Source organism: Rhodoplanes sp. Z2-YC6860, assembly GCF_001579845.1.
In the GTDB taxonomy this organism is placed as follows: Bacteria; Pseudomonadota; Alphaproteobacteria; order Rhizobiales; family Xanthobacteraceae; genus Z2-YC6860.
On sequence record NZ_CP007440.1, the window covers coordinates 2,035,142 to 2,057,311 of the forward strand.

At 64.8% G+C, this 22,170-nt stretch carries 20 protein-coding genes; 9 read left to right on the forward strand and 11 right to left on the reverse strand.

What is annotated here, in order from left to right:
- Nucleotides 1–171: 171 nt before the first annotated feature.
- The 4 genes from RHPLAN_RS09545 (at nucleotide 172) to RHPLAN_RS09560 (ending at nucleotide 4,415) form a co-directional block, all read left to right on the forward strand.
- Nucleotides 172–1,662 (forward strand): FAD-dependent monooxygenase, encoded by a 1,491-nt coding sequence (locus RHPLAN_RS09545; RefSeq protein WP_068016492.1) that lies wholly within the window; start codon nucleotides 172–174, stop codon nucleotides 1,660–1,662.
- A gap of 228 nt (nucleotides 1,663–1,890) precedes the next feature.
- On the forward strand, nucleotides 1,891–2,970 hold the full coding sequence (locus tag RHPLAN_RS09550; RefSeq protein ID WP_198164795.1) for an alpha/beta fold hydrolase: 1,080 nt from the start codon (nucleotides 1,891–1,893) through the stop codon (nucleotides 2,968–2,970).
- Between the two features lie 9 nt (nucleotides 2,971–2,979).
- Nucleotides 2,980–3,990, forward strand: coding sequence for an ABC transporter substrate-binding protein (locus tag RHPLAN_RS09555; protein WP_068016497.1), 1,011 nt, complete (start codon nucleotides 2,980–2,982; stop codon nucleotides 3,988–3,990).
- Between the two features lie 146 nt (nucleotides 3,991–4,136).
- Nucleotides 4,137–4,415: a DUF2312 domain-containing protein gene (locus RHPLAN_RS09560; RefSeq protein WP_068016500.1), complete on the forward strand. Its 279-nt coding sequence runs from the start codon at nucleotides 4,137–4,139 to the stop codon at nucleotides 4,413–4,415.
- 149 nt (nucleotides 4,416–4,564) lie between these two features.
- Here the strand turns inward: RHPLAN_RS09560 and RHPLAN_RS09565 are convergent, their stop codons facing one another.
- From RHPLAN_RS09565 to RHPLAN_RS09600, 8 genes are all read right to left on the reverse strand, one after another.
- The gene (locus RHPLAN_RS09565; protein ID WP_442971817.1) at nucleotides 4,565–5,275 is read right to left on the reverse strand and encodes a hypothetical protein; all 711 of its coding nucleotides are present in this window, start codon (nucleotides 5,273–5,275) and stop codon (nucleotides 4,565–4,567) included.
- Between the two features lie 69 nt (nucleotides 5,276–5,344).
- Complete coding sequence (locus RHPLAN_RS09570) at nucleotides 5,345–6,754, reverse strand: UbiD family decarboxylase (RefSeq protein WP_068016504.1); 1,410 nt, start codon at nucleotides 6,752–6,754, stop codon at nucleotides 5,345–5,347.
- A 78-nt stretch (nucleotides 6,755–6,832) separates the two neighbouring features.
- Nucleotides 6,833–7,612 carry a dienelactone hydrolase family protein gene (locus RHPLAN_RS09575; protein ID WP_068016507.1) on the reverse strand — a complete coding sequence of 260 codons (780 nt, stop codon included), beginning with the start codon at nucleotides 7,610–7,612 and terminating at the stop codon, nucleotides 6,833–6,835.
- A gap of 157 nt (nucleotides 7,613–7,769) precedes the next feature.
- On the reverse strand, nucleotides 7,770–9,362 hold the full coding sequence (locus RHPLAN_RS09580) for a peptidoglycan L,D-endopeptidase MepK (RefSeq protein ID WP_237180185.1): 1,593 nt from the start codon (nucleotides 9,360–9,362) through the stop codon (nucleotides 7,770–7,772).
- Between the two features lie 484 nt (nucleotides 9,363–9,846).
- Nucleotides 9,847–11,343, reverse strand: a complete 1,497-nt coding sequence (locus RHPLAN_RS09585; protein WP_068016514.1) for a sigma-54-dependent transcriptional regulator — start codon at nucleotides 11,341–11,343, stop codon at nucleotides 9,847–9,849.
- 110 nt (nucleotides 11,344–11,453) lie between these two features.
- A complete protein-coding gene (gene nikR / locus RHPLAN_RS09590; protein WP_068030932.1) occupies nucleotides 11,454–11,954 on the reverse strand; it encodes a nickel-responsive transcriptional regulator NikR in 501 nt (166 codons plus the stop codon).
- Between the two features lie 51 nt (nucleotides 11,955–12,005).
- Nucleotides 12,006–12,677 carry a YjbE family putative metal transport protein gene (locus tag RHPLAN_RS09595; RefSeq protein ID WP_198164796.1) on the reverse strand — a complete coding sequence of 224 codons (672 nt, stop codon included), beginning with the start codon at nucleotides 12,675–12,677 and terminating at the stop codon, nucleotides 12,006–12,008.
- A gap of 86 nt (nucleotides 12,678–12,763) precedes the next feature.
- The gene (locus RHPLAN_RS09600; RefSeq protein WP_068016517.1) at nucleotides 12,764–13,105 is read right to left on the reverse strand and encodes a hypothetical protein; all 342 of its coding nucleotides are present in this window, start codon (nucleotides 13,103–13,105) and stop codon (nucleotides 12,764–12,766) included.
- Between the two features lie 167 nt (nucleotides 13,106–13,272).
- On the opposite strand from RHPLAN_RS09600, the gene RHPLAN_RS09605 reads away from it, so the two are divergent.
- The 3 genes from RHPLAN_RS09605 to RHPLAN_RS09615 all read left to right on the forward strand — a co-directional run bounded on the left by RHPLAN_RS09605 (nucleotide 13,273) and on the right by RHPLAN_RS09615 (nucleotide 16,028).
- Nucleotides 13,273–13,566 carry a helix-turn-helix domain-containing protein gene (locus RHPLAN_RS09605; protein ID WP_068016520.1) on the forward strand — a complete coding sequence of 98 codons (294 nt, stop codon included), beginning with the start codon at nucleotides 13,273–13,275 and terminating at the stop codon, nucleotides 13,564–13,566.
- Nucleotides 13,563–14,033, forward strand: a complete 471-nt coding sequence (locus RHPLAN_RS09610) for a hypothetical protein (protein WP_068016522.1) — start codon at nucleotides 13,563–13,565, stop codon at nucleotides 14,031–14,033. The genes RHPLAN_RS09605 and RHPLAN_RS09610 overlap by 4 nt, the downstream gene beginning before the upstream one ends.
- A 135-nt stretch (nucleotides 14,034–14,168) precedes the next feature.
- Nucleotides 14,169–16,028 (forward strand): M3 family oligoendopeptidase, encoded by a 1,860-nt coding sequence (locus tag RHPLAN_RS09615; protein ID WP_068016524.1) that lies wholly within the window; start codon nucleotides 14,169–14,171, stop codon nucleotides 16,026–16,028.
- Between the two features lie 170 nt (nucleotides 16,029–16,198).
- Here the strand turns inward: RHPLAN_RS09615 and RHPLAN_RS09620 are convergent, their stop codons facing one another.
- Nucleotides 16,199–17,347, reverse strand: coding sequence for an alpha/beta hydrolase (locus tag RHPLAN_RS09620; RefSeq protein ID WP_198164798.1), 1,149 nt, complete (start codon nucleotides 17,345–17,347; stop codon nucleotides 16,199–16,201).
- A gap of 317 nt (nucleotides 17,348–17,664) precedes the next feature.
- Between RHPLAN_RS09620 and RHPLAN_RS09625 the strand changes: the two genes are divergently transcribed.
- Together RHPLAN_RS09625 and RHPLAN_RS09630 are read left to right on the forward strand one after the other, a co-directional pair.
- Nucleotides 17,665–19,026, forward strand: a complete 1,362-nt coding sequence (locus tag RHPLAN_RS09625) for an ABC1 kinase family protein (protein WP_068016529.1) — start codon at nucleotides 17,665–17,667, stop codon at nucleotides 19,024–19,026.
- 151 nt (nucleotides 19,027–19,177) lie between these two features.
- Nucleotides 19,178–19,558, forward strand: coding sequence for a hypothetical protein (locus tag RHPLAN_RS09630; protein ID WP_068016532.1), 381 nt, complete (start codon nucleotides 19,178–19,180; stop codon nucleotides 19,556–19,558).
- A 215-nt stretch (nucleotides 19,559–19,773) separates the two neighbouring features.
- Here the strand turns inward: RHPLAN_RS09630 and RHPLAN_RS09635 are convergent, their stop codons facing one another.
- Nucleotides 19,774–21,438 carry an O-antigen ligase family protein gene (locus RHPLAN_RS09635; RefSeq protein WP_068016535.1) on the reverse strand — a complete coding sequence of 555 codons (1,665 nt, stop codon included), beginning with the start codon at nucleotides 21,436–21,438 and terminating at the stop codon, nucleotides 19,774–19,776.
- Between the two features lie 26 nt (nucleotides 21,439–21,464).
- A complete protein-coding gene (locus RHPLAN_RS09640; protein ID WP_068016538.1) occupies nucleotides 21,465–21,920 on the reverse strand; it encodes a hypothetical protein in 456 nt (151 codons plus the stop codon).
- Nucleotides 21,921–22,170: the final 250 nt, after the last annotated feature.

Consider the following 22,170-nt stretch of genomic DNA (forward strand, 5'->3'; position numbering starts at 1 on the left):
CTGGCCAGTCGTTTGCCAGGTCGGCTCGCTGCTTGGTTTTTTGAAACCGGGAGAGCGCCCGCTCTTCCCACTATCATCGTCTAACGCGCCGGGGGGCTTGCGGCAAGCCCCCGGTCATGGCGCAGGAACGCTGCCCTCGATCTGGATCTGTCAGAAGAGGGAACAGCGAACATGAACACTCATGCCGATCAGAAGGCCATCTCCGGGCATCCGGTGGTGATCGCCGGAGGCGGTCCGACCGGGCTGATGCTCGCGGGCGAGTTGGCGCTGGCGGGCGTCGACGTCGCCATCGTCGAGCGGCGCGCCAGCCAGGACCTCCAGGGGACGCGCGCCGGCGGTCTGCATTCACGCACCATCGAGGTGCTCGATCAGCGCGGCATTGCCGACCGGTTCCTCTCGCAGGGGCGCGTGGCCCAGGTCGCGGGCTTCGGTGGGACGTCGCTGGACATCAGCGATTTCCCCACGCGCCATCCCTACGGGCTGGCGCTCTGGCAGAACCACATCGAGCGCATCCTCGCCGGCTGGGTGGATGAGCTGAAGGTGCCGATCTACCGCGAACGCGAGGTGACCGGCTTTGCGCAGGACAGCACCGGCGTGGATGTCGAGCTGTCCGATCGCCGGTCGCTGCGCGCGAAGTATCTGGTCGGCTGCGACGGCGGACGCAGCGTGGTGCGCAAGGCGGCCGGCATCGCGTTCCCAGGCTCGGACCCGACCGTGAGTTTCCTGATCGCCGAGGTCGAAATGACCGGGGAGCCGGAATGGGGCGTGCGCCACGACACCATCGGCATCCACGGCCTTCTCCGGTTGCCGGAAGGGCCGGTGCGGGTTGTCTTGACCGAACGGCAGCTCGGCCCGGCCGGCGAGCCTACGCTCGGCGATCTCAGAGACGCGCTCATCGCCGTCTACGGAACCGATTACGGTGTGCACAGCCCCACCTGGATTTCGCGGTTCACCGACATGGCGCGGCAGGCTGCCGTCTACCGCGATGGCCGTGTGCTGTTGGCGGGCGATGCCGCACACGTGCACAACCCAGTGGGAGGGCAGGGCCTCAACACCGGCGTGCAGGATGCGGTGAACCTCGGATGGAAGCTCGCCCAGGTGATCCACCGGGCATCGCCGGAGAGCCTGCTCGACACCTATCATGACGAGCGCCATCCAATCGCGGCCCGCGTGCTGCGCACCACCCTGGCGCAGATCGCGCTTCGCCGCACCGATGAGCACACCAAGGCGCTGAATGGCGTCGTTGCCGAGCTTCTCGGCATGGACGAGCCGCGCAAGCGGTACGCCGCGATGATGTCGGGTCTGGATATCCGCTACGACCTTGGCGAGGGGCATCCGCTGCTCGGCCGGCGCATGCCCGATCTCGACCTCGTGACCGCCGGCGGTCCCTCGCGCCTGTACGTGCTGCTGCATCGCGCGAAGCCGCTGCTGCTCAATCTCGGCGATGGGGCAGGCTTCGATATTTCGCCATGGGCGGACCGGGTTCGGCTGGTCAATGCCAAGTGCACCGCCGAGTGGCAGCTTCCGGTGCTCGGTGCTGTGCCTGCTCCGAGTGCCGTGTTGATCCGTCCTGATGGATACGTGGCCTGGGTGGGAGATCGCATCCAGCGCGGTCTGCCGGAAGCGCTCACCACTTGGTTCGGCCCCGCTGCTGCGGCCTAGCGCGAAGCGTCCGATGGCGATCGCAATATCCGCTGGGGTGTCTTCGGCCTGCCATGTCGGCTGATGGCCACCCAGCGGATACCTCCGCGTTCAAGGGCAAAGCCGGGATGGCGATTTTGTGAGGACACGCCCTGGCGTCCCAGACTCGAAGTCCGCACAATTGCCCGGCAGGCACTTTTGCGAAGGTCCGGACCACAACAGGACTCGTGCGGCTGCTGGGAGGAAGCAATGACACAACGTGAAGAATCCAAAGCGTCCGTCAATCGTCGCAACGTCATGGCCGGCGTCGCCGCGGGTGCGGCTGTCGCTGCGGCAGCCGTGACATCCGCCGATGCGCAACCGGCGGCGGGCGCCGTCATGGCGGAGGCCAGGCCCGAGGACTACAAACGCGATCCGAGTCGCTGGGGTAGCCCTGAGGTTGCGGCGCTGTTCCCGGGTTTCAAGCACCTCGACATGCGCACCAGCGGCGCGACCATCCGGCTGCGTCACGGCGGCTCCGGGCCGCCGCTGCTGCTGCTTCACGGCAATCCGCAAAATCATGTCTGCTGGCACAAGATCGCGGCAAAGCTTGCGCAGAACTATCACGTCATCCTGCCGGACCTGCGCGGCTATGGCGACAGCTCGCTGCCCGAGGCCGGACCGAAGAACATCAACTTCAGCTTCCGCGCCATGGGCCGCGATATGTTCGAGATCATGACGGCGCTCGGCCATCAGCGTTTCTTTCTCGCCGGCCACGATCGCGGCGCCCGCGCCGCGCACCGCATGTGCCTCGACGAGGGCGAGCGCATCACCCGGGTCTGCATCATGGATGTGGTGCCGACCTTCCACGTCTGGAACAACACCACCAAGAACTGGGCGATCGGCTCCTGGCACTGGTCGTTCATGGCGCAGCCTGAGCCGTTCCCCGAGCGCATGATCAGCGCGGTTCCGGCCGAATTCTTTCTCAAGAGCCGGATGGTGATCCGCGGCGGCACGGGCTTGGGCTTCCTCACCCAGACCGCGCTCGACGAGTACATCCGCTGCTACACCTATAAAACCATCACCGGCTCCTGCCGCGACTTCCGCGCCTCGCCGACCAGCGACTACGAGATCGACCAGGCCGACAAGGACAAGCAGATCCAGATGCCGGCGCTGATCCTGTGGGGCGCCCGCGGCCAGCCGCCGGAGCGCACCAAAGAATTCGCCGATGTGTGGAAAAAATATGCAGCCAACGTTGTAGACACCGACGCGATGCCGTGCGGTCATTACATCGCGGAAGAAATGCCGGACCACGTCTACAGTCGTTTCGTCGAGTTCTTCAAAACCTGAAATGTGCCCATGAAACTGTTCGCCGCTGTTCTCGCGCTTTTGTTCGTTGCCACTTTGGCTGACGCGCAGGAGGCCAAAAAAGTCACCATCGCGGTTTCCGGCCCGCCAGCGCAGCTTTATTTCCTGCCGGTCGTGCTCGCCAAGCAGCTCGGCTACTTCGATCAGGCCCAGGTCAATGTCGAGCTGCAGCACTTCAACGCCGGCTCCAAGGCACTTGAATCCGTGGTCGGCGGCAGCGCCGACATCGTCGCCGGCGCCTACGAGAACACCGTGCGCATGCAGGCCAAGGGCCAGCCGATGCAGAGCATCGTGCTGTTCGGCCGCTATCCGCAGAACATCCTCGGCATCGCCAAGGCCCAGGCGGCGAACTACAAATCGCCGGCCGACCTGAAGGGCCAGAAGATCGGCATCACCGGTCCGGGCTCGGCAACGCAGACCTTCCTCAACCTGATCCTGGAGAAGGCAGGCCTGAAGCCCGACGACGTGTCGCCGGTGACGGTCGGCGCGGGCGCCGTCGCGGTCGCGGCGATGAAGCGCGGCAACGAGCTTTACGCCATCTCCAACCTCGACCTCGCCATCACCGAGCTGACCCTGTCGGGCGACATCGTGGTTGCGATCGACAGCCGCACCGCGGAAGGCACGCGCGCGGTCTATGGCGGCGAATACGCCTCCGGCAGCCTCTACGCGCCGATCGCCTTCGTGCAGCGCAATCCGAAGAACATCCAGGCGATCGCGCTTGCGATGGTGCGCACGCTTGCCTGGATGAAGAAGGCCACGCCCGACGAGATCGTCGCCAAGCTCCCGGCGGATTTCTATCAGGCCAATCCGGCGGTCTACCGCAAGGCTTTGGAGAGCAACCTGCCGAGCTTCTCACCCGACGGGCTGATGCCGCCCGACGCACCGGGCAATGTGCTGAAGGCCATGACCCGGTTCGATGCGGCGATTGCCAGCGCCAAGGTCGACATGGGCACGACTTTTGACAACCGCTTCGTCGAAGCGGCGTTGAAAGCCGTCAAATAAGGCAAGCTTTCCCACACACGGGTTGTGGATGACGGGGGATGTCGGAACTGCGCCTTGCCGAGAAGGCATGATTGTCAGAATTCTTGGACCCAACCGGGCGGGGGCAGGCCCCGCCGAAGCCGCGCATCACGCATCAGGAGTCCGGAATGTCCGCCGTGGAAAAAGAGCAGCCCGAAGCCGCCAACACCCGCTTCGCCAAGGACCAGCTCAAGGCCTTCGTCGAGCGGATCGAGCGGCTCGAGGAGGAGAAGAAGACCATCTCCGAGGACATCCGCGACGTCTATGCGGAATCCAAGGCCAACGGCTTCGACACCAAGGCACTGCGCGCCGTGATCCGGCTGCGCAAGCAGGAGCCGACCGAGCGCAACGAGCAGCAGATGATCCTGGAAACCTACATGCACGCGCTGGGGATGCTGGCGGCGTAAGCGATCGAAAGCTCTCCACGGGTCATTCCGGGGCGCGGGCGAAGCCCGCGAACCCGGAATCCAGATAAGCAGGCAGTCCCGATGTGTCTGGATTCCGGGTTCGCTCGCTGCGCGAGCGCCCCGGAATGACCGCGGCAATAATTGGTGTCCTAAACGGGCAGCGGCTCCACGCGGCGAAGCCCGCGGTACTTCGCCTCTTCGGCACACTTGGCGGCGTGGACGTCGCGGTTGATGACCTGGAGATTGGGCACGCCCCAATAGGCCAGGAGCTGCGGCCAAGGCGTGTCGCGACGCTCCTGCCAGACTTGAAACAGCGGCACCCGATGATCGATCTCGGCGGTCTTCCAAAGCCGGCCGCCGCTCTGCGCGCAGCGGCGTGACTGCAGCCGCCGCAGCATGCGGTCGTGATCGCTCGGTGCATTCCACAACCGCCACGCCGTGACGCAGGCGGAATGCCATGCGGCGCGGCGGTTTGGGCCCGCATCCCACAGGTCGCGATGCCAGCCGAAGCGATAGACAGCCTGCCCGCACACGCAGCAGAAGCCCGGGCCGCGCGAGAATTTCTTCTCGCGATACGGCGCGGGTGGCTGGCGGAAGCTCTCGGGCAGGCCGCGCTTGCCGGTGCGCCAAGTCCAATCATCGGGCGTGCCGCTGCGGGCGGCGAGTGCCCGCGCGAGCCGGTCGGCGCGGATCACGTGTGCGCGCCAGTAGCTGTCGGCCGCAAGCCGCGGCATCGGCGGCGTCCAGCGAAGACCACGGGCGTGAATGAGCACAGGCGCCGGAAAGACCTCGGGTGTGGCACGCGTCAGCCGCGCCAAGGCGCGCTTGTTGTAGAGAGCCTGCGTCTCCGACATCTTCATGTCAGCGATCGTCGCAGCAAGTCGTAAAGGCTTTGTCAGCGCGGAGCAGGATGCGGAGATTCAGGACGATCACAGATCGAGGCGCTTCCGCGCCACGTCGGCATCCGTGCTCATCGCCTTCGCGTCGAGCTCCATCGGCTTGAACTCGCAGCGCGCGAACCGCTCTTTCTCGGCGAACGGCACAGTGGCGTCGATGCCGAGCTTGGTGCGCATGCCGCGGTCGCTGACGCGCACATATTCGTGGCCGCGCGCGGCCGGAATCGTGAACAGGTCCTTCGAGGCCTCCATGCGGGTCGCCAGCGCATATTCGACGTCGGCCCAGTCGCGGATGTCGATGTCGTCGTCGACGACGATCACCATGTCGAGGTCTTTCAACGCGCCGAACGACGCCATGATGGCGTTGCGCTGCAGCCCGTCATGCGCAGGGCCGGTCTTCTTCACCTGTACGATGGCGTGGAAGCGATGCAGGCCGCCGGCCGTCATCTCGGCGTCGGTGACGATCGGCACCGCGCCTTGCAGAACTTTCAGCAGGCTCGCTTCGAGAACGTATTTGCGCAACACCACGGTCTCGCGGCCGTAGCCGTTGATGGCGTGATAGATCGGTTTGTTCCGATGCGTCACCGCGGTGACTTCGAACACCGGACCGGGATCGGCCGGCGCCAGATAGCCGACGAACTCGCCGAACGGGCCTTCCATCACCTCTTCGTCGCACTTGAGCACGCCTTCGAGCACGATTTCGCTTTCGGCCGGCACTAGGAGGTCCTGCGAGACCGCCTTCACGACCGACAGCGGCCGGCCGCACAGCCCGCCGGCGACCGCCAGCTCGTCGGCATTCTCCGGCATCTGCGAGCCCATGGTGGCGGCGGTGTAGTGCAGCGCGAGGTCCGAGCCGATGCACACCACCACCGGCAGATGCTGGCCCTTCTTCTGAGCGCGCTCGAAGGCGGCGCGCAGGTGGCGGCCGAAGTCGAGCTGGATGGCGGCCTTGTTCGGCCCGCACAGCATCAGGCGGTGATAGGACGCGTTGTAGACTTGGGTTTCGGGATCGCGGGTGATGACGATGCCGGCGGTCATGTAGCGGCCCGCGTCTGCCGCGGTGTGGTGCAGCGCCGGCAGCATCTTGCCAAGATCGATGTTGGTCGTGTGCACCTGCTCCTGCGCGGGTCCGCGCTCCATCAGCACCGGCGGCTTCGGATCGCCGAGCGCCCGGCCGACGAACTCGCGCACGCCGCGGAAGTCGATGCCGAAGGCTGCTTCGACGTTGGGCTGGCAGGACAGCAGGTTGCCGATCACCGGCATGTCGTGGCCGTTCACCTTGGAGAACAGCAGCGCCGGCCCGCCGTCGAGCTTCTTCATGATGCCGGCGATCTCGAGATACGGATCGACCGGCGCCGAATAGGTCTGCAAGCGGCCCTGATCGGCCATGCGGCCGAGCGCCGAACGAAAGCGGGTGTCGAGGATCGAGTTGGAAAGCGTCAATGCCGTCTCCCTGGAAGGTGGCGGCATCATACGATGCGGCGCGGCGCGAGATAGCGCGTTATCGCCGACCCAGCATTCCTACTCCCCGTTGAACAACTCTTTCAGGTAGCGGCCCGCCGTGGCCCGCGACTGCACGTCGGCGCGCTGGTCGGGCTTGCTTTTGGGCACCGAGAAGCCGTGCTGGGCGCCGCTGTAGACCTCGTACTGGAAGTCGACCTTGGCGGCGCGCAGCTCGTCGATCACGCCCGCAACCGTCGTGAGCGGATAGCCTTGGTCTTCGGCGCCATGCATGATCAGCATCTTGCCCTTGAGGCTCTTGGCCCAGCCCGCCGGATGGTTGGCGAACGAGCCGTGGAAGGTCAGTGTTGCGGCGAGCGGCACGCCGGTCGAGCCGAACTCGACCGCGGTGCTGCCGCCGAAGCAGTAGCCGGCTTGCGCGATCTTCGACGCGTCGACCAGCGGGTGCCTGGCCAGCACGTCATAGCCCGCCTGCGTCCGTGCTTTCAGCAGCGTGCGATTCTGGTTGTACATCGTGGTCTGCGCCTGCATCGCCGGCACGTCCTTGGGCAGCACGCCCTGGCCGTAGCCGAAGATGTCCGCCGCGAACGCCACGTAGCCGTCCTTCGCGAACATCTCGACGTTCTTCTTGGTGTTCTCGGTCATGCCCTCGCGAGCGTGGATCACGAGCACGGCGGGACGCTTGCCGGTGATGGCGTCGTCATAGGCGAGGTAGCCCTTCAGCTTCACGTCGCCGTGGCTGTACTCGACCCACTCGGTTTTGATTTCGGCTCGCGCCTGCCCGGCCAGTGCGACGACAAGAGCCGTGAATACGACAGCAATCGCTCGATTGACGATCATCGGATCCTCCCCAGGATGCATGGTGTTTTTTGCAACCTTTGCGCAGCCGGAAGGGACTGTCCAGATGGCTGCGCCGGCGCGACCTGGGGCTGCGGGGCAGCACAACAAAAAGCCCGCGCTCAGGAGCGCGGGCTCGTAACGAGGAGAATCGGTGGAACTAGCGCAGCGCTGCCGTGCGGCGGGAGTTGCTGTTGAAGATCACGGTGGTTTGGAACACCACGGCGCTGCCGGTGAAGCTGTCGGTGGTCATGCCGGCGTTCGGATCGGCGTTGAACGTCATCACCACGGAGGAGGCCGGCTTCTGCATGTGCTGGGTGAGGCTCGTGACGTCGAGCTCGCCGACCCGCATGACGACGAGCGAGCTCTGCACACTCGGCGCCAGGATCACGCCGCGCAGCCAGGGATCGTCGAGCCGATCGGCCGTCCGGGCAACGCGGTTGGCCGTGAAATTGGCGGGCTTCTCGGCGACCGAGGACGAACTGCCGTTGGTGGAGACGACCGCGCGCGGGCGCGAATTGGTGCCGGCGTCGGGAGCCGCATAAGCGAGCGCGGTTTCGACCGGCACACGGTCCGACGAACTGGCGAAAGAGTTGATCCCGGCCGTCAGATCGCGGTTGCCGCTGAGCGACGCGGCCAGCGTGCGGCGCGCGCTCGAAAGATTGCTGTCCGAAGCTTGGGTGTCGGCGGGCTGCGGCTGGGCGTCCCAGAGGCCGCGCATGCCGATGATGTCATTCGGCGACAGCGACGCGAGATTGATCGGCGCAGCCGGACGTGGCGCGGGAGCCGGCGGCAACGCGTCCGCTGTGGCGACCTGATAGATCGGCCGTCGCGGCGGCATCGGCACTTGAACGGTGGTTTCGGCGGCGACGGCAACGGGCTCCGGCGTCGCGGCCGATGCGAGCACCATGGTGCGGGCTGGCGCGGCGGCCTGCGCTGACGGCGCGGGCTTGGCGGCGGCAACGACACTGCGCGCGGCGGGCGCGGGAGCCGGTGAAGGCTCGCTGGCCGCAGAAGCGTTGTCGTCCGCCTCCTCGGCGTCCTTGTCGCGGCTGAACAGTCGCGCCAGGAAGTTCCTCTTTTCAGGCTTCGCCACGCTGCGCTGGCCGCGTTCGACGTCGGCCAGTGCCAGTTGATATCCCGGCAGCGGCTTGCCGTCGGCCGGCAGATGCACGGTGCGGCCATCCGGGAACAGCTTGACGAGTTGCTCGCGGGTCATGCGCGGCCAGGCGCGCACATTGCCGACGTCGACATGCACGAATGGCGAACCCGAGGTCGGGTAATAGCCGACGCCGCCGCCCTGCACCTTCATGGCAGTGGCGCGCAAGACGTCGAGCGGAATTCCAGGGATGTAGAAGTCGATCGCCTTGCCGAGCGTGTGCTGGCTGAACTTGGCGACGCCCTTGCTGCGGCTGCGCAGCATGGAATTGGTTTCGGGCGACCGGTAGCCGCAAATGATGTGGATCGGCCCTTTGGCGCCGACGTCGCGATAGACCTCCCAAAGAAGATCGATCTCGTGCGGGTCCATGGCGATCGCTTGGTTCTTGCGCCAATCGCGCAGGATCCAGTTGATCTTCTGCAGCGCGGCCTCGTCGTACTGGCCGTTCCGCTTGAACGTAATGGTCAGATCTTCGTTGGTGTGGACGTGATGCAGCGAAATCGTGCGGGTGTCGTCGGGGTTAACGGCGCCGGCCTGCTGGAAGGCTGCCGATCCGGCAAGGACGCAAAATGTGGCCAGCCCGGCACGACGCACCGACAACTTAAGGCTTGATACCAGTCCGGCTTTGGCTTTCGCGCAAACTTGCACTCGCGATCTCGCATTAAGGTCGTCGGCGACGGTGCCGCCCCACGCGACACCATGGCTAACGCAGTCTTAATCGGGATCGGTTACTGAAGAGTGCAGTCCCCCCGACCCAGAAAGCCATCCTAGTTTCCAAGTATGGCGAAAAATAGCCTATTGAATCCAGGAACTTCGTGCTAGGCGGCGTTCGGTGGATAATCCGTCGCGGTGCCGGAATGATGAATTTTCGGCTCGTTTCAGGGGCAAAGCTGTCTCGAAAGCATGAACGGACCCGGAACATCGCCTCCGTCCTGGGTCATATCCCAGAGCCCATTACCTTGAGGCAAAGCGGGACGCTCACAGCAAATCGCTGGCGGGTCGTCGCAATGGTTGATCGAACGTTAATTCGATAGCGCCCGAATCGCCGCCACGACTGACGGCGACCTCATAATGCCTCTCAGGCCGGCTCTTTCGGATGCTCTTCGAGGCCGAGATGCTCGAGCTTGCGATAAAGCGTCGAGCGGCCGATCCGCAGACGGCGCGCAACCTCGGACATCTGGCCGCGGTAGTGCGCGATGGCGAAACGGATGGTCTCGAATTCGAGTTCTTCCAGCGGGCGCACGTCACCGTGCGCGTCGAGCAGCGCCAGGGTGCCAGGCATCGCAGATGCGCCCGGGGCTACGCCGCCGTCGTGATGATGATGGATCTCGACCATCGCAGGGGCCGACATGATGTGCGGCAACTCCGACGATGACGGCGGAGCAAACGGCGTTTGCGCGATCTGCGCTGCGACCTGCGGGAATTCGCTGGCGCCGATGGTGTCGCCCTCGGCCAGCACCACGGCGCGGAACATCGCGTTCTCAAGCTGGCGCACATTCCCCGGCCAGCGATGGCGGCTGAGCAGCGCCAGCGCTTCGGCGCTGACACCGCGCACGCGCTTGCCTTCCTCGGCGGCGATCCGCGCGAGGAAGTGCCGCACCAGATCCGGAATGTCTTCGCTGCGCTCGCGCAGCGGCGGCACCGCGATCGGGAACACGTGCAGCCGGTAGAACAGATCCTCGCGGAAGCGGCCGTGCTTCACGTCCTCGATCAGGTTGCGGTTGGTGGCCGAGATGATCCGCACGTCGACCTTGACGGGCTTGCGTCCGCCGACCGGCTCGACTTCGCCCTCCTGGATGGCGCGGAGAAGCTTCACCTGCGCGGCCATCGGCAGCTCGCCGATCTCGTCGAGAAACAGCGTGCCGCCTGAGGCTTCGAGGAACTTGCCGCTGTGCTTCTCGGTCGCGCCGGTGAAGGCGCCCTTCTCGTGGCCGAACAGGATCGACTCGACGAGATTGTCCGGGATCGCGCCGCAGTTCACAGCGACGAACGGCTTCGCGCGGCGCTCGCCCTGGCCGTGGATCGCGCGCGCGATCAATTCCTTGCCGACGCCGGACTCGCCTTCGATCAGCACCGGGATGGCCGATGTCGCGGCCTTCTCGGCGTTGCGCAGCACGGTCTGCATCTTCGGGCTGCGGGTGACGATGTCCTTGAAGCTCAGCGTGCCGGATTGGCTGCGCTTCACGCGAGCGAGCTCTTCGGCCAGCGCGCTTTTCTCCAGCGCATTGGCAAGCGACACCTGCAGGCGCTCCGCGCCGACCGGCTTCACGACGAAATCGGCTGCGCCTGCGCGCATCGCCGACACCGCATTGTCGATGCCGCCATGGGCCGTCTGCACGATCACCGGGATCGCGAGGCCTGCTTCGCGCATGCGCGCCAGCACACCCAGTCCGTCGAGATCGGGCATTACGAGATCGAGCACGACGCAGTCGATGCGCTCGCCGTTTTTGAGCATCGCCAAAGCCTGCTCGCCGCTTTCGGCGATCAGCGGCTCATGGCCGAACTTCCGCACCATGTTGTCCAGCAGGCGCCGCTGGACGGGATCGTCGTCGACGATGAGGATACGCGCGGCCATACAGATACTCCGACGCAAACTTGTGCCGTTTCGAAGCAAAGTGCGCCGGGTGACCTTAAGGCCGCGTTATTACAATAGCTTAAAAGGAGATTAAGAAGCGACGCGGTTTCTCAAACGTTCCTTCGCCTGGTGCGCTTCGGAGCGGGATTGTGCTCGTGGTCATGACCGTGCGCGTGATCATGCTCATGACCGTGCCGATGCGGCTTGCCGTCCGGCGCCGGAACATAGACCACATGGCCGTGCCGGACGCCGCGCTCGGCGATCACGCGGTTGGCGAAGGATTGGACCTCCGAGCCCTGGCCCTTGAGCACGGTGACCTCGAGGCAGCTTTCGTGATCGAGATGCACGTGCAGCGTGGCCTGCGACAGATCGTGATGATCGTGGAATTCCTGCGTGAGACGCTTGGGCAGTTCGCGCGCGTGATGGTCGTAGACATAGACCAGCGCTGCGACGCAGTTGCGCGAGCCCGCGGCTTCGACTGCGGCCTGCTCCAGGCCCGAGCGGGCGAGATCGCGGATCGCCTCCGAGCGGTTCTGATAGCCGCGCGCCGCAATGATGCGGTCGAGGTCCGCCATCAGGTCGTCGTCGAGCGTAATGGTCACGCGCTGCATCGCCATCTCTCCAGGACACGCCCGGCATCATAGCCGAGCGCGTCTCGGCGGTCAGGAGAGCAGCGAGCGGAAAGTGAGCAGCGCGCCGCCGTCGCACGTGGCCTTCGGCACGAACTGGCAGCCGACCTGATAGGAGCCGTTCCAGATCATCTCCAGCGCGACATAGAGCACGATCGCAAGGCCGATCCAGGTGATCCAGTGATAGCGCGCCAGGAGCTTCGCGATATAAGCCGACAGCAGCGCCATGAAGCCGACCGCGACTGTGAGGCCCACGGCCAGCACCCAGATCTCGCCCTTGGCAGCACCAGCCACCGCGAGCACGTTGTCGAGCGACATCGACACGTCGGCGACGATGATCTGGATGAGCGCCGCGCCGAAGGTCAGTTGCGGAATCGGGGACGTACCGGATGCGCCGCCATGCCCGGCGAAGGCCGGGGCAGGGGCCGCAATCGCGATCTCGCGATACATCTTCCAGCACACCCAGAGCAGCAGAATGCCGCCGGCGAGCGTCAGGCCGACGATGGTGAGAAGCTGCGTCGCGATTGCGGCGAACAGGATGCGCAGCACCACCGCGCCGCCAACGCCGAGCAGGATCACCTTGGCGCGAATCGATGGATGCACGCGCGACGCAGCCATCCCGACCACGATGGCGTTGTCGCCGGCCAGCACGAAGTCGATGATGATGATCTGCGACAGCGCGATGAGCTGTTGGGTCAGGTCCACGCGATCCTCGGTATGAGATCAGGCTGATGAAAAGGGGTGAGGCGCCCCGGCGCGGTCGGAGATCCGCGGCCGTCCGGCGGGCGGCCTCATCGGGGAGGGTTCGTCCCGGCGACGAGCTGCACCATCTGCTCGGGCTCGACCGTCGCCGTCACGCAGATGCCGATGAAGGTGAGGGCGCCGGCGGTGTCCCAATAGGTGAACTGCCGCCGCGACATCGGGCGGAGCCAGGCGATCATGGCGGCGGCGGCGGCGAACAGGAACAGCAGACAGACCGCCGTCGGCACCAGCGCTTCACGCGCGATCGATGGCTGCAACGTCGCGGCCACCGCGAGCGTGCCGGCCAGGGCGCCGGTGAGCGCAATCACCGGGCCGGTGGCGGAGCGGAACATGGGCGTGGCCGTGTTCGGGATCGGATTGGTGATGGTCATGGGCGTCGTCCTCCACCCTGCGGCGGCTTGTCAGGCTCTAAGCGGCCGCGAATTATGCTAGGTCGTATCTAGTCCGACATAGCTTCATAATCGATAGTTTAGTAAACATGAAACGTGCGAGAACGCAAGCAGGTTCCGGCGTCCGGGCGGGCGCGATTGGGGGCGCAATGCAGGCGGCAAAAACCGCGCCGACCACGAAAGAACTGCGAAAACAGGCGGGGACCTGGCTGAAGGAACTCAGGGCGCGCGCCGGTTTGTCGCAGATCCAGCTCGCCGAGGTTCTCGAGTTTAAATACTACACGTTCATCTCCCAGGTGGAGAACGGCTTCGGCCGCGTGCCGACCGAAAGCATGGAGGCCTGGGCGCGGGCGCTCGGCGCCGATCCGTCCGCCTTCGCGCGGGAGCTCTTGTCCTACTACGAGCCGGAGATGCACCGGCTGCTGTTCGAGGTGAAGTCATGAACACGGTGGTGAACTTCCCCAAACGAAGCGTGCCTGGACGAAGCGAGCGGCTGCCGGACGGCTGGCGCGGCGACGAACTTTCGGAAATCGTTTCGGCATGTTCGGGCTCGGTGTCGCTCGGCGAGGCGAGCGGCTGGGAGATCGGCACGACCGAGAGCGGCGAGCCGCAGCTCTATCTGATCGGACCGCAGCCCGACTACGACTGCATCCTGTGCATCTCGCGGGTCGCGGGCCGCTACGTGATCGAGGACGGCAACGGCCGCCTGCTGCTCGAACACGACAGCCCGATGCTGCTGGCCGAGCAGACGCTCTCCGCGCTGCGCCGTCGCAAGGTCGCGCTGCTCGCGCAGGTGGCAGTGGCGTGGCACGCGTTCCGCGAGGCCTTCGAGGAGAAGACCGACGCGCTCGTGGCCGAGCCGATGGAAGTGCTGGTGCACCTCGCTCCGCAGCTCGCCGCGCTGGCCTGATCGGTTCGCGACTTTCTCCGATGTGACGCGCGCCGCGGACAAGTCCGGGGCGTGCACAGACCCCGTTGCCGGATGCGTTGGCGGGCTTATGTTCTGGGGAGCGCTTTTTCAGTCCCCCGAACCTGCCAGGATTTCATGACACCCACATCCGTATCCGCGCCCGCGAAACGCGCCGTTGCCACCAAGGCCGCCAAGAAGGCTCCGAACACGCTCGGCGCTCTGCCGGAATGGAATCTCGCCGATCTTTATCCGTCGATGGATGCGCCCGCCGTGAAAGCGGACCTGGACAAAGGCGAGGCGGAATGCATCGAGTTCGAGAAGGACTACAAGAGCCGCCTCGAGGCCATCGCGACCGGTCCCGGCGCCGGCAAGGCGCTGGCCGTGGCGGTCAGCCGCTACGAGGCGATCGAGGATGTGTTGGGCCGGCTGATCTCTTACGCGGGTCTCCTTTACAGCGGCAACTCGACCGATCCCGCCATCGCCAAGTTCTACGGCGACATGCAGGAGCGCATCACCGCGGCCTCGCTGCATCTGTTGTTCTTCCAGCTCGAGCTCAATCGCCTCGATGATTCGGTGCTGGAGACCGCGATGGCCGATCCGGCGCTCGGCCATTACCGGCCGTGGATCGAGGACATCCGCAAGGACAAGCCGTACCAGCTCGACGATCGCATCGAGCAGCTGTTCCACGAGAAGTCGGTGACCGGTTATTCGGCGTTCAACCGGCTGTTCGACGAGACCATGGTGGCGCTGCGCTTCAAGGTCGGCGGCAAGCTGCTCACCCAGGAGCAGACGCTCAACCTGATGCAGGATCCGAAGGCCGCCAAGCGCAAGGCCGCGTCCGAGGCGCTGGCCAAGACCTTCAGGGAGAACCTGCGGCTTTTCACGCTGATCACCAACACGCTCGCCAAGGACAAGGAGATTTCCGACCGCTGGCGCGGCTTCAACGATGTCGCGGCGTCGCGCCATCTCGCCAACCGCATCGAGCCCGAAGTGGTCGACGCGCTGGTCGCCTCGGTGCGCGAGGCCTATCCGCGGCTGTCGCACCGCTACTACGCGCTGAAGGCGAAGTGGTTCGGCAAGAAGAAGCTGCCGCACTGGGACCGCAACGCGCCGCTGCCGCAGGTCGCGATGAAGAGCATCCGCTGGTACGACGCGCAGAACATGGTGTTGTCCGCCTACGGCCAGTTCTCGCCGAAGATGGCCTCGATCGCCGAGCGCTTCTTCACCGACCGCTGGATCGACGCGCCGGCGCGGCCCGGCAAGTCGCCCGGCGCCTTCGCGCATCCGACCGTGCCGTCGGCGCACCCTTACGTGCTGCTGAATTACCAGGGCAAGCCGCGCGACGTGATGACGCTCGCGCACGAGCTCGGCCACGGCGTGCATCAGGTGCTGGCAGCGCCGAACGGCGCGCTGATGGCCTCGACGCCGCTGACGCTCGCCGAGACCGCGAGCGTGTTCGGCGAGATGCTGACCTTCAAGAAGCTCCTCGCCGAGACCACCGACAGGAAGCAGCGCAAGGCGATGCTGGCCGGCAAGGTCGAGGACATGATCAACACGGTGGTGCGGCAGATCGCGTTCTACACCTTCGAGCGCCGGGTCCACACCGAGCGGCGAAACGGCGAGCTCACCTCCGAGCAGCTCTGCAAGATCTGGATGGAGGTGCAGACCGAGAGCTTAGGGCCGGCGATCGAGCTCAAGCCGGGCTACGAGACGTTCTGGAGCTACATCCCGCACTTCATCCATTCGCCGTTCTACGTTTACGCCTACGCGTTCGGCGATTGCCTGGTGAACTCGCTCTACGCCGTCTACGAGAAGGCTGCCGACGGCTTCGCCGAGCGCTATCTGCAGATGCTCGCGGCCGGCGGCACCAAGCACCATTCGGAACTGCTCGCGCCATTCGGCCTCGACGCCCGCGACCCGAAATTCTGGCAGGGCGGGCTCGGCGTGATCGAGCGGATGATCGGCGAGCTCGAGGCGCTGGACGCGAAGAAGTAGGCCGTGTGGAGGATTTTCCACATAAGTCGCCCCAAACTCAGCCGTCATGCGCGGGCTTGACCCGCGCATCTCGCTTAGGGACGCACGGTGCTCACCTGATCGAGATGGCCGGGACAAGCCCGGCCATGACAGCGGAGATGGTGTAACGTCGGATCAGCGGGCCATCGCAGCTACTTGATATTCTTCTTCCCCCAGTCGTCGATCACCTTGGCGATCGCGAAGTTGTTCTTCTCGATCATCACCATGTGGCCGTTGCCGTGGATGCCCTTTGAGTCGAGCGGCATCCATTCGGCCTTGGCGCCGGCCTGGTTGAGATACTTCACGGTGCAATGGTCGTAGAGCCGGTGATACGAGGCTTCGCCGGCGATCACCACGATGGGAATGCCCTTCAGATTCGGCAGTTGCCGCGCCGGCGCCTTCTGCATCGTGCAGACGGTGAGGTCCGGCCCGTCGGCCTTGTCCTCGCGCACGGTCTGCAGCTGGTCCGGGCTGTTCACCGGCGGATCGTAGGTCATCTTGATGTCGGTGAGGCCCCACGGCCGCGTCTTGCCGGTGCCGATCACCACCGCTTCGAATGGCGGGCCGGCGGGCTCGATGGCGATGATGCCCTTCACGAGCTTCGGCCGCGCGTCGGCAATGAGCCAGCCGAACGAGCCGGACTGCGAGTGCGTGAGGATCACCGCAGGCCCGATCTTGTCGAGCAGCGCCGCCGCAGCGTCCTGGTTGCGCTCCTGCGTGAGTTCGGGCGACAGCACCGTCTCGACCTGCGTCGCATAGAACGCGTCGAAATAGGGATCGCCTTTTTTGCCCTTGTTCGGTCCGCTGCCCGGCCACTGCGTGTGCTTCTCGCGGCCCGGCCACGTGCCGTCGCTCTCGATCGCGGTGAATTGGAACTGCTCGTTCTGCGCCGTGAACATCCGCGTCGCGCCGTCACCCGGATGCGGCGCCGAGCGGCCGCGCATCGGCTGGTCGATCATGTAGACGACCCAGCCTTGCTCGACGAAATACTCCGCCCAGCCCTTGCGGCCGTCCGGCGTTCCCATCCAGTTGGTCGCGGTCTGCGCCGCGCCATGGATGAGCACGAGCGGGTAGGGGCGGCGTTGCGTCTTCGGCGCCAGCACCTCGACATAGATCTGGCCCTGCATGATGGACTTGCCGGGCTCGCCGACATATTTGCCGCCGACATAGAAGTAGCCGCGCTTGGCCACCGCCATCTGGTCGACCGCCGGCACCGGCAGCTTCACCTCGGCTTGCACGGCTGCGGCAAACAATCCCGACAGCAATGCGCCACAAAGCATCCGCAAACGAATGCGCCTCATGAACGTCCTCCCAGCACTTGTTCGTGAACGGCTCGATTTCGCCGCGATCATTTTTATTTGTTTTCAGCGTGACGCTGCCCATCCTGTCTTGTCAATCGATGGGCAAGGCGTATCGATGGCGCGAGAGTGTTTTCTGGCGACGTTGCACCGCCTCCGCTGTCATGGCCGGGCTTGTCCCGGCCATCCCGCTTAGGGACGCACTGTGCTCACCTAAGCGGGATGCGCGGGTCAAGCCCGCGCATGACGGCGGAGTTTGTGGCAACGGAAGTCGAAAATGCACGAGCGTTCACAGTCTCGGGAACATTCGTTAGGTATCCATGGCCGACAGCGAACGAAACCGTCTCACCGCCCGCGCGGCGCGCTACGCCCGGGTCGGCGCCAATGTCGGCGGTGTCGCCGCGCGGATCGCCGGCGCGCGCATCTTCGGTTTCGATCTCGACCGCGCCAAGAACGCCGCCGAGCTCGCAGCGGGTCTCGGCGGCCTGAAAGGCCCGATCATGAAGGTGGCGCAACTCCTCGCCACCATCCCGGACGCGCTGCCGCCGGAATACATCACCGAGCTGACCAAGCTGCAGAGCCAGGCGCCGCCGATGGGCTGGGCCTTCGTCAAGCGCCGCATGCAGGCGGAACTCGGCCCCGGGTGGCAGAGCAAATTCAAGAGCTTCGAGCATCATCCGGCCGCCGCCGCCTCGCTCGGCCAGGTCCATCGCGCCCGCTCGCTCGATGACGCGGAGCTCGCCTGCAAACTGCAATATGCCGACATGCAGTCGGCCGTGGAGGCCGACCTCAAGCAGCTTCGTCTCCTCTTCGCCATGCACCGCCGCTTCGATCCCGCCATCGACACCCGCGAGATCATCAAGGAGATCGACGCGCGGATGCGCGAGGAGCTGGACTACCGCCGCGAGGCGAAGCACATCGCGCTCTATCGGAACATGCTCGCCAAAGAGGATGCGATCCGCGTGCCGGGCGTCGCGCCGGAACTCTCGACCGCGCGGCTTCTCTCCATGCAATGGCTCGAGGGCAGCCGGCTGCTGGAGCACAAGGACGATTCGCTTGCCGTGCGAAACCGCCTCGCCACCGCGATGTTCACCGCCTGGTGGCTGCCGTTCAGCCGCTTCGGCGTGATCCACGGCGACCCGCACCTCGGCAACTACTCGGTGTTCGAGGAGAAGGGCAAGCCGTCCGGCATCAATCTCCTGGACTACGGCTGCATCCGCATCTTCCCGCCGAAGTTCGTCGGCGGCGTGGTCGATCTCTACAACGGGCTGCGCCACAACGACGACGCCCGCGTCGTTCACGCCTACGAAACCTGGGGGTTCCGCAAGCTCAGCCGCGAGCTGATCGACATCCTCAATGTCTGGGCGCGCTTCATCTACGGCCCGCTGATGGAGGATCGCGTGCGCAGCATCGCCGACGGCGTGAAGCCCGGCGAATACGGCCGGCGTCAGGCCTTCGAGGTGCAGCGCGCGCTGCGACAAAAAGGCCCGGTGCTGGTGCCGCAGGAGTTCGTGTTCATGGACCGTGCCGCGATCGGGCTCGGCGCCGTGTTCCTGCATCTGCGCGCCGAGCTCAACTTTCATCGGCTGTTTGAAGCCGCGATCGAAAAATTCTCGACCGCGGCGGTGGCGGAACGCCAGCGCGCGGCGCTCGTGAAAGCCGGCCTCGAAACATCGGGATAGATCGGCAACTGGCCACCCTGTCAGGTTGCACATCGCGGTGCGGCCGGGTTATGGGGGCGCGGGGACGCATATCGGGCGGTGCGCTCCCTCCCCCTGCAAGGGGGAGGGTCGGGGTGGGGGTCTCTTCGCACGCCAAATCGGAGGCGGGTTGATGCTGGTTCGGCTGGGCTTGAGTCTTGTGATCGGTGCCGCGATGCTTTCGACGATCCTTGCGCCCGGCGTCGCGCGCGCGGGCTGCTCCGAAGAACTCAGCAAGCTGATGTCCAAGGACACCGAAAACCTGACCACCCGCTTTCAGCGCGTCAGCAAGCAGATCGAGAAGAGCAAGGGCGCCGGCGCCAAGCTGGTGCAGGAGCAATGCCGGATCGCCCGCCAGCTCAAGCCGCGGCTGGAAGACCAGCTTGCCGCGATCAAGCAGTCAGGCTGCCTGAAGGACCCGCAGATGGGCACCATGATCGCCGACATCGTCCGCGGGCACGAGGACGATCTGGCGGCTGCGAGCCGCAGCACGGCGCGGTCGGAGTGTCGGTAGGGCATTTCCGCTTCAGTTGCACCAGGTCCGCTGTCATCTGCGCGGGATCGGATACCGCGAAGCAGCATGCGAGTCCGGATGCGCGCCGATGTTCCAGTTGCCGCATTGATCGAATGCTGCTGCTCGAACGACTTTACAGCGAGACGGTGCCGGGACCCGCAGACGTTCACGCCCGCAATGTGCCGTCAATTTCACACAGCATGGTGATAATCAGGTCAACTTTCACTGGTGGCTAGGGCTGGCACCGCGAGTGTCGCTCCGATGATCAGCCAGAATGTACGTTGGTAGATCATCTCGGCTGGACCTCCCATCACTGCGAACGACACAATGCAAAGAAAGGCGATTGCAGCCATGGGCTCGGTGCGCGCTAAACGGAATTGCGTGATTAGAATTGTTAGGCCTGGCGCTGCAAAGACGATAAGCCCAATCAAGCCGAGCTCCGCCATGAGCCATAGTGGCGTGGAATGAATCAGCAACGGGATCACGCTGTCTCCGGTCCTGATGTTGAGATTGCGGAAGGCACCGAGCCCCGCACCGAAGATCGGATGGTCAAGGAACATCTCCCATCCGCGGGTCATGGACAACAATCGCTCAGCCGTTGAGCCTGAGCTCGGTAGCAACTCCGGCCCGCTAATGGCGCCAAGTTGGGCGCCAGGACTGGAGTTGAGAGCAGCTATTGCAGCGATGGCGCCGATACAGGCCGCAGCTCCCGCAAGGCCAAACGCGATCTCTTTTATCGATGCGTGACGAGTAGAGATGGCCGCGACCATAGTGGTTAAGAACGCCAGCCAGCCGGATCGTGAGCCGCTGTACCATAGCGCGGCCATGAGTAAGGCCAACGTTACAATCCGTAACCGTTGCGATTCGATCAGCACGATCCCCACGCATGCAGCCATCAGAAGCTGAAACGCAAAGAAGTTGCGATTCAACGCGAAGGCCTCGATATTGCCCGGCTCCACAAGCTGCGGCAGCTCGTTTGTCAGTTCGCTAATCGCAACCAATACGATCTCGATCACGGCAACGCCGAGCGCCGCCCCCACATAGCTCAGCAGCATCACGCGCAGCCCCTTGCGGCCGGCGACTGTGGTAATCAGCGCTCCAGTCGCTGCAAAAGCGAGCAGCACGAACCAGCCGACAAAGCGGTTGATCAGTGCCCAATCTGTGAGGCCGAAGCGCGATGCGCCGATCAGCAGCGACGCGCCGAGCATGACCGTCGCGGCAACGGCGGCAATGTTAACCCCGCCGACGCGCCAGCGTGGCAGGGTGCGGGTTGTGATCGCCTGCAAAAGGAACAGCGAACCGGCGAGCAGCGCAATGGGATCGGCGAGATTGACGTTTAGAAGCCCCGTGCCAATCGGCACGTAAATCTGAAACAGCACGCTGACTGCAGCAGCAATCGGCAGGCACCACGCGAGCGCCTGTGCATAATCACGCGTTGGTATGGCGGCTTCGAGAGCTTTTTCATCTGAATGCTTGCCGCCTTGGGCAGCACCGCCAACCGCAAGCAAAAACGTCATTGCTAGGATCGAACCGGCGCCGATCACGATTGCAGCGGCAAAGGCGTCGTTGACGGCCACGCCAACAGCGCCAAGTGCTGCGATCGCACTCATCTCGCGAACGCCCCAACCAGCGAAGCTGATCGGGATGCTGGCGGCAAACATCACGATGGTTGAGGCAGCAAGGAGATCGTCGACCTTCGTTTGCGGCGCAAGCGCATGTGTCGCCAACACGTAAGCCGCCATGGTCGGGATTTGTACGAGGAGCGCAAGCAGCAGGAGAATGAAAGTCTGAGCTATGAGCCGCGCCGTGAAGAGCGGCGCAAGCGTCTGTCGGGCCAGCGCGCCGTAACCGAGCCATGATGCACCGCAGATAGCGGCCACGAGACCGCAGATGATCTTGATGAACGTCAGGCCGCCAGCCTGCTGGTCAAGATAGATGCGGCCGAAAATGTAGAAAGCCCAATCAGTGCGAGTGTGCCGGACAGTGCTGCTGAGGCGAATCGCTCACAGAGCGTGACGGCGACGACGGCGGCGAACGGCATCCGGCCGCGCCGCATGACGATGCTGCGCGCCATCAACTGGCCGGCGAACTGGAAGAACATCGCTCCGCCAAGGCTTCCGGCCGCAACGCTGGCCATCGCTTGCCGGAAGCGAACTTTGTGGCCGGCGGCCTCCGAGATAAACTTAAACCGGTAAGCCGCCGCGAGGCCGTTCGCGACAAGCGTCAGGAAAACCAGAACGGCTACCGACGTCGACACCCTTCTGAGGCTTTGGAGCAGTCCTTCGGTTCCGAGGTTCAAAACGGCCCAGGGCAGCGCGATGGAGAGAAGCAGAATCGAAACGAAGGGGCCGGCTTTTCGCATTACGACTCGATTTGTCCAGGAAACTCGACGCTAAACCGCGCTTATTTTTGGTTGCAATGCGAAAATAGATTTCCGTGGGGGTTGTATCCGAGCAAAAGGTCGCAGCTCGTCAGGAGTGTGTCGATTTTTCCTGGCTGCGGCCGGATCGGCGGGGGCGCCTCACCTCAGAGCCAGATTTCTTGAAGGGATCTAGCCGGAAAGAGAGCAGCCAGGCAGATCATGAAGTGGAGAACTGCGCCGCGACCTGGAG